Source organism: Pseudomonas parasichuanensis, from assembly GCF_021601385.1.
In the GTDB taxonomy this organism is placed as follows: Bacteria; Pseudomonadota; Gammaproteobacteria; order Pseudomonadales; family Pseudomonadaceae; genus Aquipseudomonas; species Aquipseudomonas parasichuanensis.
In genome coordinates this window covers 127,309-141,790 of record NZ_BQHO01000006.1, presented here as the reverse complement: position 1 = coordinate 141,790, position 14,482 = coordinate 127,309, and the positions used below count along the sequence as shown (strand labels likewise).

Annotated in this window: 11 protein-coding genes; 3 read left to right on the top strand and 8 right to left on the bottom strand. The window is 65.0% G+C overall.

Annotation, left to right across the window (positions count from 1 at the left end):
• The first annotated feature begins 110 nt into the window (after nt 1-110).
• Nucleotides 111-848: a substrate-binding periplasmic protein gene (locus tag L6D77_RS07365; RefSeq protein ID WP_232882569.1), complete on the top strand. Its 738-nt coding sequence runs from the start codon at nt 111-113 to the stop codon at nt 846-848.
• 125 nt (nt 849-973) lie between these two features.
• Here the strand turns inward: L6D77_RS07365 and yccS are convergent, their stop codons facing one another.
• The 8 genes from yccS to L6D77_RS07325 all read right to left on the bottom strand — a co-directional run bounded on the left by yccS (nt 974) and on the right by L6D77_RS07325 (nt 13,076).
• A complete protein-coding gene (gene yccS, locus L6D77_RS07360; RefSeq protein ID WP_232882568.1) occupies nt 974-3,157 on the bottom strand; it encodes a YccS family putative transporter in 2,184 nt (727 codons plus the stop codon).
• 213 nt (nt 3,158-3,370) lie between these two features.
• Nucleotides 3,371-4,552, bottom strand: a complete 1,182-nt coding sequence (locus L6D77_RS07355) for a BaiN/RdsA family NAD(P)/FAD-dependent oxidoreductase (protein WP_232882567.1) — start codon at nt 4,550-4,552, stop codon at nt 3,371-3,373.
• A 131-nt stretch (nt 4,553-4,683) separates the two neighbouring features.
• Nucleotides 4,684-6,021: an ATP-dependent RNA helicase DbpA gene (dbpA, locus tag L6D77_RS07350; RefSeq protein ID WP_232882620.1), complete on the bottom strand. Its 1,338-nt coding sequence runs from the start codon at nt 6,019-6,021 to the stop codon at nt 4,684-4,686.
• A gap of 112 nt (nt 6,022-6,133) precedes the next feature.
• Nucleotides 6,134-7,561: a multidrug transporter subunit MdtD gene (gene mdtD / locus L6D77_RS07345; protein ID WP_232882566.1), complete on the bottom strand. Its 1,428-nt coding sequence runs from the start codon at nt 7,559-7,561 to the stop codon at nt 6,134-6,136.
• Between the two features lie 123 nt (nt 7,562-7,684).
• Nucleotides 7,685-9,013, bottom strand: coding sequence for a TldD/PmbA family protein (locus tag L6D77_RS07340; RefSeq protein ID WP_232882565.1), 1,329 nt, complete (start codon nt 9,011-9,013; stop codon nt 7,685-7,687).
• Nucleotides 9,013-10,455 carry a TldD/PmbA family protein gene (locus tag L6D77_RS07335; protein ID WP_232882564.1) on the bottom strand — a complete coding sequence of 481 codons (1,443 nt, stop codon included), beginning with the start codon at nt 10,453-10,455 and terminating at the stop codon, nt 9,013-9,015. The genes L6D77_RS07340 and L6D77_RS07335 overlap by 1 nt, the downstream gene beginning before the upstream one ends.
• A gap of 30 nt (nt 10,456-10,485) precedes the next feature.
• On the bottom strand, nt 10,486-12,282 hold the full coding sequence (locus L6D77_RS07330; protein ID WP_232882563.1) for an acyl-CoA dehydrogenase: 1,797 nt from the start codon (nt 12,280-12,282) through the stop codon (nt 10,486-10,488).
• Between the two features lie 191 nt (nt 12,283-12,473).
• Nucleotides 12,474-13,076, bottom strand: a complete 603-nt coding sequence (locus tag L6D77_RS07325; RefSeq protein WP_232882562.1) for a hypothetical protein — start codon at nt 13,074-13,076, stop codon at nt 12,474-12,476.
• 601 nt (nt 13,077-13,677) lie between these two features.
• On the opposite strand from L6D77_RS07325, the gene L6D77_RS07320 reads away from it, so the two are divergent.
• Nucleotides 13,678-13,920 (top strand): hypothetical protein, encoded by a 243-nt coding sequence (locus tag L6D77_RS07320; RefSeq protein WP_232882561.1) that lies wholly within the window; start codon nt 13,678-13,680, stop codon nt 13,918-13,920.
• A gap of 143 nt (nt 13,921-14,063) precedes the next feature.
• Complete coding sequence (locus L6D77_RS07315) at nt 14,064-14,333, top strand: DUF3077 domain-containing protein (RefSeq protein ID WP_232882560.1); 270 nt, start codon at nt 14,064-14,066, stop codon at nt 14,331-14,333.
• Nucleotides 14,334-14,482: the final 149 nt, after the last annotated feature.

The following is a 14,482-nucleotide window of genomic DNA, read 5'->3' as shown; positions in this document are numbered from 1 at the left end:
ACATTATTGTCCGCTGTCGCCGGGATGCGGCTTGTGTAATCTGCAGGATCTGTTGTGAGTAGAGATCGCCATCTTCAGCGTGGGGCCCCCAACTGCGAAAGGATTTGAGCATGCGGCCACTGCTTTGCGTTCTTGGAGTACTGGGATTGTTGTGCGCGACGCCGGCAGCCGCCCAGGAAAAACTGCGACTGGTGGCCGACAGCTGGCCGCCCTTTACCGACGCCACCATGCCCGGTGGCGGCCTGGCCACCAGCATCGTCACCACGGCGCTGAACCGTGCCGGTTTCGCCACTTCGTTCGAGGAAGTGCCCTGGGCCAGGGCGCTCATGGGCATTGGCGAGGGGCGTTACGATGTACTGGTGAACGCCTGGTACAACGATGATCGCAAGCGTATCGGCGCGTTCTCCGGCGCTTACCTCACCAACCGCATACGCCTGCTCCAGCGCCAGGGCAAAGGCTTCGTCTTCAAGCGTCAGGCCGACCTCTACCCCTTCACCATCGCCGTGGTGCGCGACTATGCCTACTCACCGGGCTTCGACAGTGACGAACGCCTGAACAAGGTGCCTGTGCGCAACTTCTCGTCGGCGGTGCGCATGCTTGCGGCCGGGCGGGTCAACCTGACGGTGGAAGACGAGTACGTGGCGCGTTACAACCTGCAGCGCGAGCCGCAGCAGGTGCGTGATGGGGTGAGCTTCGTCGACCCGCCGCTGAGCGAGAACAGCCTGCACATCCTGGTCAGCCTCAAGCACCCGGAGCACCGGCAGGTCGTGGCACTGTTCGAGAAGGCCATCGCGGCGATGAAAGCCGATGGCAGCTACGCCCGGTTGTTGCGCCAGCACGGCTTCTGAACGCTGCTCGGTCCCTGTAGGAGCGGCCTTGTGCCGCGAACGGGCCGCGCAGCGGCCCCAACAATCTATGCGTTGTAGCCGATCCTGGGGCTGCTGCGCAGCCCTTTCGCGGCACAAGGCCGCTCCTACACGGGTTCACCTTCCTTGATCAAGTGGCCCGCCAGCGTACGCAGCGGCCCCAGCTGCCGGCAAATCAACGCCAGCTGGGTCTGCACCAGGCGCTGGTGCTCGTCCAGCTCCTCGGGCATCTGCTCCAGCGCATTGGCCAGGGCTTCTTCCGCGTCACTGTGGATCGCCACCGGCAGGCGTGCGGCCAGGCCGTTGGCGATTTCGTCGAGGCTGGCGGCCAAGGTCTGGCCTGCACCCTCGATCAGCTGCTCATGGACCTCCGCCGGCAATGCCGTGTCGCGGTGTGCCCCAAGCCCCGAGAGGTAACTGAGCAGGGTGTGCGACAGCACCAGGAAGCGGAAGCCGACATCGGCCTCCTTACGGAAATGCCCCGGCTCCATGAGCATGTTGGCCAGGGTGGTGGACAGCGCCGCGTCGGCGTTGTGCGCGTTGCGCCGGGCCAGGCGGTAGGCCAGGTCGTCGCGTTTGCCGTGGGCATACTGCTGCATGATCTGGCGCAGGTACTGGCTGGCGCAGGCCAGGGTATTGCCCAGTACCTTGTTCAGCCGCCGGCCCTGCCAGTCGGGCAGGAACAGGAACACCGCGAGGATGGCGATCAGGCTGCCGACCAGGGTATCGAACAGGCGTGGCAGGAACAGCCCGTAGCCATCGCCGGTCTGGTTGAAGCAGAACAGTACCATCAGGGTGATCGCCGCCGTGGCCAGGGTATAGCGGGTGGTACGGTTGACGAAGAACACCACTCCGGCCACCACGGCGAACGCCGACTGCATCAACGGGTTGGGGAACAGGTCGAACAGCGCCCAGCCCACGGTCAGGCCGATGGCAGTGCCAAGCATCCGCTGGCCCAGCTTGCGTCGGGTAGCCCCGTAGTTGGGCTGGCAGACGAACAGGGTGGTGAGGATGATCCAGTAGCCTTGCGTCGGGTGGATCAGGTGCACCATGCCGTAGCCCACCGACAGTGCCAGTGACAGGCGCAGGGCATGGCGGAACAGCAGCGAAGTGGGGGTCAGCTGGGTGCGCAGCCGCTGCCACACATCCTTCAGATTGCGCGGCGAGCGGTCGAGCAGGCTGCTGTCGCTGGCGTCGGCCAGGCTGTCGGGGTTACTGGCGGCGCCCAGCAGACGGTCCAGGGTGGCCAGGTTGGCAGCCAGCGCCCGCAGCGAGCGCAACAGCCCGCGCCAGGCCGGGTTGTTCTGTTCGCGCAGGTGCTCCAGTGAAGCATTCAGGTCTTCCAGCGCCTCGGGGTAGCCGCTGGCGAGCACAAACGGCTGGCGCAGGCGGATGGAGCGCGCCAGCTCCTGGCAGGAGGCACCCTGTTTGCGCAGCAGGCGTTGGCAGCGGAACATCACGTCGCTGTGGAAGAACGCCTCGTTGAGGGCGTTGTACGGGTAGTGCGAGGCGCTGACCCGCTCGTGCAGGTCCTGGGCCAGGAAGTACAGCTTCAGGTAGCGGCTGACCTTGGAGTTGGGCTGGCTGTTGCCCACCCGGTGCAGGATGATTTCCTTGGCGGCGTTGAGCGCGGCCACCACCTTGCCGTTCTGCTTGGCCAGTTCCAGGCGCGTGGCCTCGACGTCCAGGCCGCGGATCGGTTCGAACAGGCTGGCTTTGAGCTTGAGGTAGCTGCCCAGCTCATAGAACAGCTTGGCCAGGCTCTGCTGCACCGGCTGGTTGGAAAACAGCGCCTGCCAGAGTACCGACAGCAGGCCGTACCAGGCGGCGCCGGTCACCAGCAGCAGCGGCTCATGCCAGAAGTCACTGACCTCGCCACCGCGCTGGTCCACACCAATCATGGTGTACACCGACAGGATCAGGGTCGCCGAGGCGATGGCCCCGTAGCGCTCGCCCAGCGCACCGAGCATGGTCAGGCCGAAGGCGGCCAGGGCCAGGGCGATGGCGAAGATCCAGGGGTAGGGGAACAGCAGCTCCACCGACAAGGCGGCGATGGCAAAACAGCCGAGGGTCACCAGCAGGGCACTGAGGCGGCCCTGCCAACCATCGTCGGTCTCGGCCAGGGCGCTGGCGATGATGCCGAGGAACAGCGGGATGAGCAGGCTCATCTCGTTCTGGTACCAACACCAGGCCATGCTGCCGGTGAGGGCGATGGTCACGCGAATGGCGTAGCTGAACTTGTCTTGGCCCCACAGGCGACGCAATGAATGGCGGAACGAGCTCGATGACATGATGGCCCTGGGCTGTGAGCGGATGAATACCTTTCCAGGCCGTCGGGGGCCGCTTTGCGGCCCTTTCGCGACACAAGGCCGCTCCTACAGAGCTACGCGATCTCCTGTAGGAGCGGCCTTGTGCCGCGAAAGGGCTGCGCAGCAGCCCCCAAAAAAACGGCACTCCAGCACAGACCAGCAAGAAGCGTTCCGTGCTGCTGAATGGATTCTACTCTACACGAACTGCGCCGCAGCGTTGGCCGAAGCCCAGGCCCACTGGAAGTTGAAGCCACCCAGGTGGCCGCTCACGTCCAGTACCTCGCCGATGAAGTACAGCCCAGGGCTCTTCAGCGACTCCATGGTCTTGGACGACACCTCACGGGTGTCCACGCCGCCCAGGGTCACCTCGGCGGTGCGGTAGCCCTCGGTGCCCGCCGGCACCACCTGCCAGGCCGCCAGTTTCTCGGCGACCTCGGCCAACTCAGCCGGGGTGTATTGCTTGAGCGGCTTGGATTCGAACCACTGCTCGGCCAGCAGGTTGGCCAGCTTGCGGGTGAACACCTCGCCCAGCACGGTCTTCAGTTCGCTGTTGGGGCGCTCGGCCTGCTGGCCCTGCAGCCATTCCAGTGCATCACGGTCGGGCAGCAGGTTGATCTCGACGGTGTCGCCGGCCTCCCAGAACGACGAAATCTGCAGGATCGCCGGGCCGCTCAGGCCGCGGTGGGTGAACAGCAGGTTTTCCCGGAAACTGACGCCGTTGCAGCTGGCGGTGCAGTCCAGCGAAGTGCCGGACAGCTCGGTGCACAGTGCCTTGAGCTGGGGCTCGGTGATGGTGAACGGCACCAACCCGGCGCGGGTCGGCAGCAGTTCGTGGCCGAACTGGCGCGCAACCTGGTAGCCGAAGCCGGTGGCGCCCAGGGTCGGGATCGACAGGCCGCCGGTGGCGATCACCAACGACTGGCAGGCGAACGGGCCGGCACTGGTCTGCAGGCGGTAGCCGCCTTCGGTTTTCTCGATCTGTTCGATGCTGGTGTTCATGCGCAGCTCGGCGCCGGCCTCGTCGCACTCGGCCAGCAGCATGTCGAGGATGTCGCTGGATTTGTTGTCGCAGAACAGCTGGCCGAGCTTCTTCTCGTGGTACGGCACACCGTGCTTGCACACCAGTTCGATGAAGTCCCACTGGGTGTAGCGGGCCAGCGCCGACTTGCAGAAATGCGGGTTGTGCGAGAGGAAGTTGGCCGGCTCGGTGTACATGTTGGTGAAGTTGCAGCGCCCGCCGCCGGACATGAGGATCTTCTTGCCCGGTTTGTTGGCGTGGTCGAGCAGCAGCACCCGGCGCCCGCGCTTGGCGGTGAGCTGGGCGCACATCAGGCCAGCGGCGCCGGCGCCGAGGATGATCACGTCGGTGGAGTGCACGGTGTTACCTCTTCAAGAGCAGGGGCCGCTGTGCGCCCCATCGCCGGCAAGCCGGCTCCCACAGGGATCTCATCGAATCCTGTGGGAGCCGGCTTGCCGGCGATGGGCTGCACAGCAGCCCCAAAAATGCTTCAGACGATACGGACTTTCAGGGCGCGACCCTTGATCTTGCCGCTGTTCAGGCGCTGCATGGCCTGCTTGGCCACTGCCCGCTCCACGGCCACGAACGCGACGAAGTCGAAGATGGCGATCTTGCCCACCTGCTTGCCCGGCAGCCCGGCATCGCCGGTCAGCGCACCGAGGATGTCACCCGGGCGCAGCTTGTCCTTGCGCCCGGCGCCGATGCACAGGGTGGTCATCGCCGGCAGCAGCGGCTCGCCGCCTTTGTTCTTCAGGCTGTCCAGCTGTTCCCAGCGCAGCGGTTGCTTTTGCAGGTCTTCGATGGCCTGGGCGCGGTGGCCTTCGGCCGGGGCCACCAGGCTGATCGCCACGCCTTTTTCACCGGCACGGCCGGTACGGCCGACGCGGTGTACGTGGATCTCGGCGTCACGCGCCAGCTCGACGTTGATGACCATGTCCAGGCCATCGATGTCCAGGCCGCGGGCGGCCACGTCGGTGGCCACCAGCACCGAGCTGCTGCGGTTGGCGAACATGGTCAGCACCTGGTCGCGGTCGCGCTGCTCCAGGTCGCCGTGCAGCGCCTGGGCAACGATACCCTTGGCGGTCAGGTGGGCGACCACGTCCTCGCACTGCTGCTTGGTGAAGCAGAACGCCACGCAGGACTGCGGGCGGTAGTGGCCGAGCACGCGGGTCACGGCTTCCAGGCGCTGCTGCGCGTCGATCTCGATGAAGCGCTGTTCGATCTGGTTGTCGCTGTGCAGCGCTTCGACCTTGACCTGCTGCGGCTGGCGCATGAAGTCCTTGGCCAGTTGCTCGATGCCGGCCGGGTAGGTAGCCGAGAACAGCAGGGTCTGGCGGCGCGACGGGGTCTTGCCGATGATGCTGGCGATGGCGTCGAAGAAGCCCATGTCGAGCATGCGGTCGGCTTCGTCGAGCACCAGGGTGTTCAGCCCGTCGAGTACCAGGGTGCCCTTGTCCAGGTGCTGCTGGATGCGCCCCGGGGTGCCGACGATGATGTGCGCGCCGTGCTCCAGCGAGGCGATCTGCGGGCCCAGCGACACGCCGCCGCACAGGGTGAGGATCTTGATGTTGTCCTCGGCGCGGGCCAGGCGGCGCAGCTCCTTGGCGACCTGGTCGGCCAGCTCGCGGGTCGGGCACAGCACCAGCGCCTGGCAACCGAAGTAGCGTGGGTTGATCGGGTTGAGCAGGCCGATGCCGAAGGCGGCGGTCTTGCCGCTGCCGGTCTTGGCCTGGGCGATCAGGTCCTGGCCCTTGAGGATCACCGGCAGGCTCTGGGCCTGGATCGGGGTCATCGAGGTGTAGCCCAGGGCGTCCAGGTTGGCCAGCATGGCGGCGGACAGCGGGAGGGTGGCAAAGGCGGTGGTTTCAACGGTCACGAGGCGGGCCTGCGGTGCGAAGCGAAAAATGTCGCACAGTCTACCAGCCTCATGGCCATTCGCCCTACGACTCGACGTGCTCTTCCGGACGACGAGCGCGCCTTCCGTCTGTCGGCGCCAGTTGCAGGAAGATCGCCGCCGCCAGCATGGCCATCACGCCGATGGTGACGAAGGTCAGCTGGAACGCGCCGAGGGTGCTTTCCACGCCTTCGGCACTGCCGGCCGCGGTGAAGCCACCGAGCAGCGCACCGGCGCAGGCCACGCCCAGGCTCAGCGACAGTTGCGCGACCACCGACAGCAGGCTGTTGCCGCTGCTGGCGCTGGCGTCGTCGAGGTCGATCAGGGTCACGGTGTTCATCGCCGTGAACTGCATCGAGTTCACCGCCCCCAGCAGCGCCAGTTGCACCAGCAGCAGGGCATAAGGCGTCTGTTCATCGACCAGCCCCAGGCTGGCCAGCAGCAGGCCCAGCAGCAGGGTGTTGCCGGTGAGCACGATGCGGTAGCCGAGGCGCTCGATCAGCGGCCGGGCGACTGACTTGGCCAGCATCGCCGCGGCTGCCAGCGGGATCATGCTCATCCCGGCCTGGGCCGGCGAGTAGCCCAGCGCCACCTGCAGCAGCAATGGCACCAGGAAGGGCAGGGCGCCGCTGCCCAGGCGGGCGAACAGGTTGCCGAGGATGCCGATGGCGAAGGTGCGCACGCGAAACAGCGAGGGCGAGAACAAGGGCTCCGGGTCTCGCCCGGCGCGCAGCCAGTAGGCGGCCAGGCAGGCCATGCCGGCGAACAGCAACAGCATCACCCGCAGGTGCGGCAGGTGCAGCTCGCCCAGGCCTTCCATGGCGATGGTGATCAGCACCATCGCGGCGCCAAACAGCACGAAGCCCGGGCCGTCGAAGCGGGTGCGTTCGGCGCCACGCAGGTCGGGGATGAATTTCCACACCGCGTAGCAGCCCAGCGCGCCTACCGGCAGGTTGAGCAGGAAGATCCAGTGCCAGGTCAGGATCTCCACCAGCCAGCCGCCCAGCGTCGGGCCGAGCAGTGGGCCGAGCAGGCCCGGGATGGTGATGAAACTCATGATCCGCACCAGCTCGCTGCGCGGGTAGGCGCGCAGCACCACCAGCCGCCCGACCGGCAGCATCAGCGCCCCGCCCAGGCCTTGCACTACCCGGGCGAAGATCAGGAAACCCAGGCTGTTGGCCATGGCGCACAGCAACGAGCCGAAGCTGAACAGCAGGATGGCACTGAAGAAGATGCGCTTGGTGCCGAAGCGGTCGGCGATCCAGCCCGAGGCCGGGATCAGCAGGGCCACGGTGAGCATGTAGGCGATGATCACCCCCTGCATGCGCAGCGGGTCCTCGGCCAGCGAGCGGGCCATGGCCGGCAGCGCGGTGTTGAGGATGGTGCCGTCCAGCGACTGCATGAAGAAGGCGATGGCCACCACCCAGGGGATCCAGCGGGCGGTGACGGGGTCCAGTGGTGCGCGATCGGACATGGTTACCTCAATTCTGCTGTTTGCCTGTGCCGGCCTCATCGCCGGCAAGCCGGCTCCCACAGGGGCAGTGCACGCCGCTCAGTGTGGGAGCTGGCTTGCCAGCGATGAGGCCGGTCCCGCCGATCACAATGTCAGGGTCAACCCTCTGACCAGCGCCCCTGGCAAATGACTCGACCCGGTACTGCGCTGCCCATAAGTGCTGGTCGACAGGATCATCTCGCGCTCCTGGGTCAGGTCCTCCAGCTGGCTACCCAGCAAGCTGTAGAGACTGTCATCAAAACGCATGGTGCTCACCGGCCCCTGGATTTGGCCGTTTTCCACCCAGAACGTGGCGAACCGGGTCAGCCCGGTCATCCGCGCGGCCGGCAGGTCCGAATAGTTCAGGTACCACAGGTTGCTGATGTACAGGCCGGTGCCCAGACGTTCGAGGATCTGCGCGCTGGGCAGGTTGCCCGGCGCCAGGCTCAGTGCACAGGGCGACTCGTAGCTGTCGGCGCCATTGGCAGCCTGTGCGAACTCGACCGCGCTGCGGGCACTGACCAGCCGTTCCAGCGCCTGCCCTTCACCGATCAGGTGCAGGTCCTGGCGTGGTGAGCCTTCATCGGAAAACGCCGGGCTCAGCGAGCCACTGACCTGTTCGCTGAAACTCACCAGCGGGCTCAGTTGCGCATCGCCGTTGTACAGGCGTTGCAGCGAGCTGTTCCCCGTCGCCAGTGCCTGGGCGGAGAAACCACCCCAGCAGAGCATGCCCGCAATCTCGTCCATCGCCGCCGGCGCCAGGTAGGCGCGGTAGCTGCCGGGCTTGAGGGTGATCGCCGGGCGGCCCAGGTGTTCCAGCTGTTCGCGGGCCTGGCGCAGGCGCGCGGCAAAGGCCTCGCCGCTCCAGGCTTGGCCCGCGTAGTTGGCCTTGACCGCCTGGCCGTTGGCGTGGAACAGGCTCCAGTCGAAGTTGAAGCTGTTGGCCTGGTGCCAGCCGAAGGCGCCAAACGAGCTGGCGAAGCCGCGGCAGATGGGGCCGGCGGCGTAGATGCCGACCAGGTCAAGGTCGTTGGCCTCGCGTTCGACCAAGGCCAGCACTTCATCCAGCCCGGGCAGCGGCTGCTCCAGCAGGCTGTGGCTGTGCCAGGCGCTCTCGTCGAGGCTCAGGTAAGGGTCGACCGGCAGCAGCGGCAGGGTCTGGCGCAGTTGCCCGAGGCCATCATACAGGCGCTGGCGATCCAGCTCGGCGTCATCGCCCAAGGTGATCTGCTGCTCCGCCTGGCGGCCATCACGGATCAAGCGCAATTGCACACTGGCCTGGCTGACCACACCCGCCTGGCGCACCTTGGCATGGTTGAAGCGCACGAACTGCGAGTGCTCGGCGCTGTAGCCCAGGGTGAACTGCTCGCCCGGTTGCAGCGCATCGCGCAGGGCGCCGAGCAGGGCTTCGAAACGTTGTTGATAGGTGCTCATCAGGCGTCCCCTCCGAATACGTCGATCTGGCGGAACACACAGGCCGGCGAGGCGTGGCCGACCCGCACCACCTGGTTGGGCTCGCCCTTGCCGCAGTTGGGTGTGCCAAGCACCTGGAAGGTGCTGCGATCACCCACCGCCGACAGGTTGCGCCAGAACTCGGCGGAGATGCCCCGGTAGTTCGGGTTTTTCACCACGCCCTTGAGCTCGCCGTTCTCGATCAACTGGCCCCATTCACAACCGAACTGGAACTTGTTGCGGGCGTCATCGATGGACCATGAGCGGTTGGTGCGCATCAGGATGCCGTGCTCGATGCCGCCGATCAGTTGCTCAAGCGACTGGTCGCCGGGCTCGATGTTGAGGTTGGCCATGCGGTCGATCGGCGCGCGGTTCCAGCCACAGGCGCGGCTGTTGGCCACGCCGCCCAGGCCCGAGCGCAGTTGCGACAGCGCGCCGCCCAGCGGGCGCACCAGCAAGCCATCGCGGATCAGGAACTGCTTGCTGGCCGGGGTGCCGTCGTCGTCGAAGCTGTAGCTGGCCAGCTCTTCGCCGATGGTGGGGTCGAAGGTCACATTGAGCAGCGTGGAGCCGTATTGCAGGTGGCCGAAGTCGGCGGCCTTGACGAAGCTGGTGCCGGCGTAGTTGCGCTCGTCGCCGAGGATGCGGTCCATCTCCAGCGGGTGGCCGATGGATTCGTGGATCTGCAGCATCATCTGGTCGGGCATCAGCAGCAGGTCGCGGGTGCCGCTCGGCGTATTGGGTGCCAGCAGCAGTTGCAGCGCCTCATCCGCCACGCGGCGGGCCGCGCCCACCAGGCCGCAGCGCTCGATCACCTCGAAACTGCCTTGCTGGCCGAAGTTGTCGCGGCCCAGGGTGCGGCTCTGGCTGTCCTGGCCGTCGCTGGCGGTGACGCCCAGGCCCGGGTAGACGAAGCGCTGGGCATGGCGCAGCTCGGCGCCCGCGGAGTTCAGGTAGGTCTGCTCGACCAGGCTGATGCCGAGGCTGGCCTGCCAGTCCACCAGGCGGCTGTCCTTGGGCACACTGGCGGATTCCGCAGCCAGCAGGTCCAGGCAATCTGCGAGGTTGGGCAAGGGCTGGTCGAAGTTGGGCGAAACATGGTCGTGGCGTTCGCTCGGGGCGTGTTGGCCACTGAGGTCGAGCAGGCTGTGGGCCTGGATTCGGCGGGCCAGTGCCTCGGCCTGCTCCAGGGCGCGCTGCAGGCCACTTTGCGACAGGTCGGCGGTGGCCGCGTAGGCCTCCACGCCGTTGACCCGCACGGTGAGCATGGCGCCTTCGTCCTGGCTGAAGTGCGGCGGCTCGGTAACGTTGCGGCGAACTGAAAGGGACTGGTGCGATTGCTTGACGTGGCGAAGCGAGAACACTTCGGCCGTGCTGCGCAGCGCGGCGAAGCGCTGGCGCAGCAGGGCGCTGGAATCGAACATGGGAAACCTCCGTTGGCGCGGTGGCTCCCCCTAGAACCACCCCTCTTGCATGCCCAGGCACGTATCGTCGCGGGCCTCGAGCAAGGCGAGGTCATTATGGCAGCCCGGTACTTCCCAGGTGAGGAAATAACGCGCGGCCTGCAGCTTGCCCTGGTAGAAGTCGCGGTCGTTGCCCTTGAGCAAGCCCACTTCGGCATGGATGGCCTGCTCCAGCCAACGCCAGCCGATCACGCAGTGGCCGAAGGCCTTCAGGTACAGCGCCGAGTTGGCCAGGGCCCCGGCGACCTTGCCCTGGGCCAGGTCGCCGAGCAGGGCGAGGGTGACCGCTTGCAGGCGATTGACCAGCTGCTCCAGGGGCTGGCGCAGGTTGTCCAGGTTCGGGTGATGGCTGGCGCGCTCGCAGGTGCCGGCGATCAGGCGGATCAGTTGCTTGAGCCCGGCGCCGCCGTTCTGCGCCAGCTTGCGGCCCAGCAGGTCGAGGGACTGGATGCCCTCGGTGCCTTCGTGGATCGGGTTCAGGCGGTTGTCGCGGTAGTACTGCTCGACCGGGTATTCGCGGGTGTAGCCGTGGCCGCCGAGGATCTGGATCGCCAGTTCGTTGGCCTTGAGGCAGAAGGTCGAGGGCCAGGATTTGACGATGGGGGTGAGCAGGTCGAGCAGTTGCTGGGCTTGCTGGCGGATGTTTTCATCCGGCGCCGTGTGGGTGTCGTCGAACAGCCGGGCGGCGTACAGGCCCAGGTCGAAGGCGCCTTCCACGTAGGCCTTCTGCGCCAGCAGCATGCGCTTGACGTCGCTGTGCTCGATGATCGGCACCGCCGGGCTTTGTGGGTCTTTGTTGTCCGGCAGGCGGCCCTGGGGGCGCTGGCGGGCGTACTCCAGTGAATAGAGGTAGCCGGCGTAACCGAGCATCACCGCGCCCATGCCGACGCCGATACGCGCCTCGTTCATCATCTGGAACATGCAGGCCAGGCCTTGGTGCGGCTGGCCGACCAAGTAGCCGACGCACTGGCCGTTGTCGCCGAAGTTGAGCGCGGTGGAGGTAGTGCCGCGCCAGCCCATCTTGTGGAACAGCCCGGCCAGCAGCACGTCGTTGCGCGGGCCGAGGCTGCCGTCGGGGTTGACCAGGTACTTGGGCACGATGAACAGCGAGATGCCTTTCACCCCAGCCGGTGCGCCCGGCAGCTTGGCCAGGACCATGTGCACGATGTTCTCGGACAGTTCGTGGTCACCGCCGGAGATGAAGATCTTGTTGCCCTTGAGCCGGTAGCTGCCATCGCTGGCAGGCTCGGCGCGGGTGCGGATGTCGGCCAGCGAGGAGCCGGCGTGGGGCTCGGTGAGGGCCATGGTGCCGAAGTAGCGGCCTTCGATCATCGGTTGCAGGAACAGGCGCTTCTGTTCTTCGCTGCCGAAGCTCTCGATCAGGTTGGCCGCGCCCATGGTCAGGAACGGGTAGGCCGTGGTGCCGGCGTTGGCGGCCTGGAAGTGGGCGAAGCAGGCTTGCGATATCAGGCTGGGCAGCTGCATGCCACCCACTTCGAAATCGCGGTTGGCGTTGAGGAAGCCCGCTTCGAGGAAGGCGTCTACGGCCGGTTTCACTTCCGGGATCAGCTCGGCGCGGCCGTCCACGTAGCGTGGCTCGTTTTCATCGCCCTTGCGGTTGTGCGGGGCGAAGTACTTTTCGGCGATGGTGCGGGCGGTGGTCAGCGCGGCGTCGAAGGTTTCGCGGCTGTGCTCGGCGAAGCGCGGGCGCTGGGTCAGGGCCTCGGCATCGAGGACTTCGTAGAGTTCGAAGGCGAGGTTGCGGCTGCTGAGGAGTTGCTCGGACATGGCGGCATTCCTGGTTCGGGGTGCTGCGAGTCTAGGTTGGGGCTTGATGCGGGGAACAGGTTAATTGGTCTGGGTGATATGGCTCCAGAAGGAGCGCTGAAAAAGGTGCCATGTATTTGATATGCGCTGACTTATCGCTAATAGCATCCGGGTACGTGTTGGCTCGCCTGACAGCGATTTTCAGGTGGACATTAAGCTAAGAACAGCATGCCGTCTGATTTTAGGGGCCGAAAAAAACCTTTGATGCAGCTGACATCACGTACACAGAGCTGAATGTGCGTCTCCTGTCGGAAGGAGGTGCCGGGGTAGAGTTCGGGGCCTTCCAGAAAAGGAGAACGGATGGATTGATAGGGCTCTAACTCAACAAGCTCTCGGGCTGTGTGAAGGAGTTGGAAAACAGCGCAGTCCAAGTACCGCTTGAGGTTGTCCGTATCGCCTGGGAAGCCCCGCGCGTTTTCAGGAATTACGCCACCTTTATCGATCAGCAAATGGTAGGCGACACCAAGCTCTTGTAGTGCGCCTTCGTCCGTGAGGTTCAGACACAAGCCGAGGTTGATGACAGCCCCAATTACGTAGGGGCTTTTTATACTTCCTTGGCCGCGCTTATGTTCCTTCAGGCGTTGGGCATAACTAAGCGCTCGGTCGGGGCTGTTTTCCCAGAAATACGCGCCCTCACCGAGCCAGTCGTAAGCATTGACACTGGGTGAAATGGGTTCGCCTGCGAGGATGGCTTCGCCTACCTCGCGATCACAGCCATGGAAACCGAGGACGAATGAGGGAAGGAATTGATACATCTAGCGGTAAGGAGCCTTAAGTTCACCTTCTTCAGTGAAAACCCCGGTTTTTACCCAGAACGCCCTGGCTTCGTCGGGGTTACGTAACAGAATCTGTGCGAGCTGACGAATGCGCTGGACTGCCTCGATGTGTGGGTTGTCGGCCCTCGACCTGTTCAATGCCTTTGTACTCATGTTGACCTCCCTTGACTCCGTGTTGGTGGAAGTGGCTCGGGCGAGTTTAGAGCGGATTGGTCCTGGGTGTCAGGACGTCATGCTATCTATTAGGTTGGCATTTGATTGCGATTTGTGTGCGCTTTCTCAGCTTTTCCCTATTGCTTGTAGTCCGTTTCCCAAGCAGGCTTCTGACCTCATTCAAGCCATTGCGGTGCTCTGGGTTGGTATCTAGTCTCGGGCGGTCGCTGTAAAAAACAGTGACCGGCTTTGACAGGCCGCCCTGAACAAACCGCATGGCTTAGCTTTTACGGCAGCTGTGCGTGGGGCACCTTCGTGTGCGCCGGTTTCTGGTTCTGTTCACCGGTCTGTCAACCCATGTACAGCTGCCACCTTCTTGTTTGACAGCATGCGGTGGTGGTTCTTATTCACGAACAGGACTATGACCATGCTAAAGATCGTCCCCGATCCGCCCCACAACCATCATTCCCTTGAAGACACCCTGATCCAGGCCACTGAGTACGCCTTGTGTGCGGTGACCGTGGCCCATCAGGCGGTGTTGTTGCAGCCCAAGACGCCGGCTTCGATCCTGATGCTGGCATCGATGCATGAAGTCGAGTCGCTGCGGGTGTTGCTCGAATCGGCGTTGATTCAGGTGCAGATGCTCGGTCAGCCGCAGGCGATGCATTAGGCCACGAGCGCTGTGTTGTTCAGGCGGGCCTCATCGCCGGCAAGCCGGCTCCCACAGGTACGGCGTACACGTCACCGTGTGGGAGCTGGCTTGCCAGCGATAGGGCCGGCCCAGGCACCGAAGAGTCTCTGGGAGATTGAGCAATGACCATAGAAGACACCAACCCCAAAACCACCGCAGGCAAGACCAAGTTCTACCAAGGCGAGGGCATGACCGACCCGCTGTTCTGCATCGAGCCCGGCATCCCTTGCCAGCATGCCCGTGACCAGGCTTCGGAGTTGATGGGCTGTGTGCGCGACCTGACCATCACCGGGATCATGGAGGAAAAGCCGCAGTTGCTATGGGCGTCGTACTACCTGAGCGCGCTGGCCAGGGCGCTGATGGACGATGCCGAGCTGGGCATGGGGCGTTGAACCCAAAAGGGCATCGCGAGGAAGCCCGCTGCCACGCCAGTTGTGCACTGCCATGGGATTGGGGCTGCCTTGATATCGCGCCAAGCGCCGGTTTGGGACAGCTCCTACATGGCGGCAGGACTTAACGCTGTTCTGCCGCTGGAGAGAAT

Coding starts and splice junctions, on each gene's coding strand:
- L6D77_RS07325 (WP_232882562.1), bottom strand. CDS start 13,076: ATGTATCAATTCCTTCCCTCATTCGTCCTCGGTTTCCATGGCTGTGAT.
- yccS (WP_232882568.1), bottom strand. CDS start 3,157: ATGTCATCGAGCTCGTTCCGCCATTCATTGCGTCGCCTGTGGGGCCAA.
- L6D77_RS07330 (WP_232882563.1), bottom strand. CDS start 12,282: ATGTCCGAGCAACTCCTCAGCAGCCGCAACCTCGCCTTCGAACTCTAC.
- L6D77_RS07320 (WP_232882561.1), top strand. CDS start 13,678: ATGCTAAAGATCGTCCCCGATCCGCCCCACAACCATCATTCCCTTGAA.
- mdtD (WP_232882566.1), bottom strand. CDS start 7,561: ATGTCCGATCGCGCACCACTGGACCCCGTCACCGCCCGCTGGATCCCC.
- L6D77_RS07340 (WP_232882565.1), bottom strand. CDS start 9,013: ATGAGCACCTATCAACAACGTTTCGAAGCCCTGCTCGGCGCCCTGCGC.
- L6D77_RS07365 (WP_232882569.1), top strand. CDS start 111: ATGCGGCCACTGCTTTGCGTTCTTGGAGTACTGGGATTGTTGTGCGCG.
- L6D77_RS07315 (WP_232882560.1), top strand. CDS start 14,064: ATGACCATAGAAGACACCAACCCCAAAACCACCGCAGGCAAGACCAAG.
- dbpA (WP_232882620.1), bottom strand. CDS start 6,021: ATGCTGGCCAACCTGGACGCCCTGGGCTACACCTCGATGACCCCGATC.
- L6D77_RS07335 (WP_232882564.1), bottom strand. CDS start 10,455: ATGTTCGATTCCAGCGCCCTGCTGCGCCAGCGCTTCGCCGCGCTGCGC.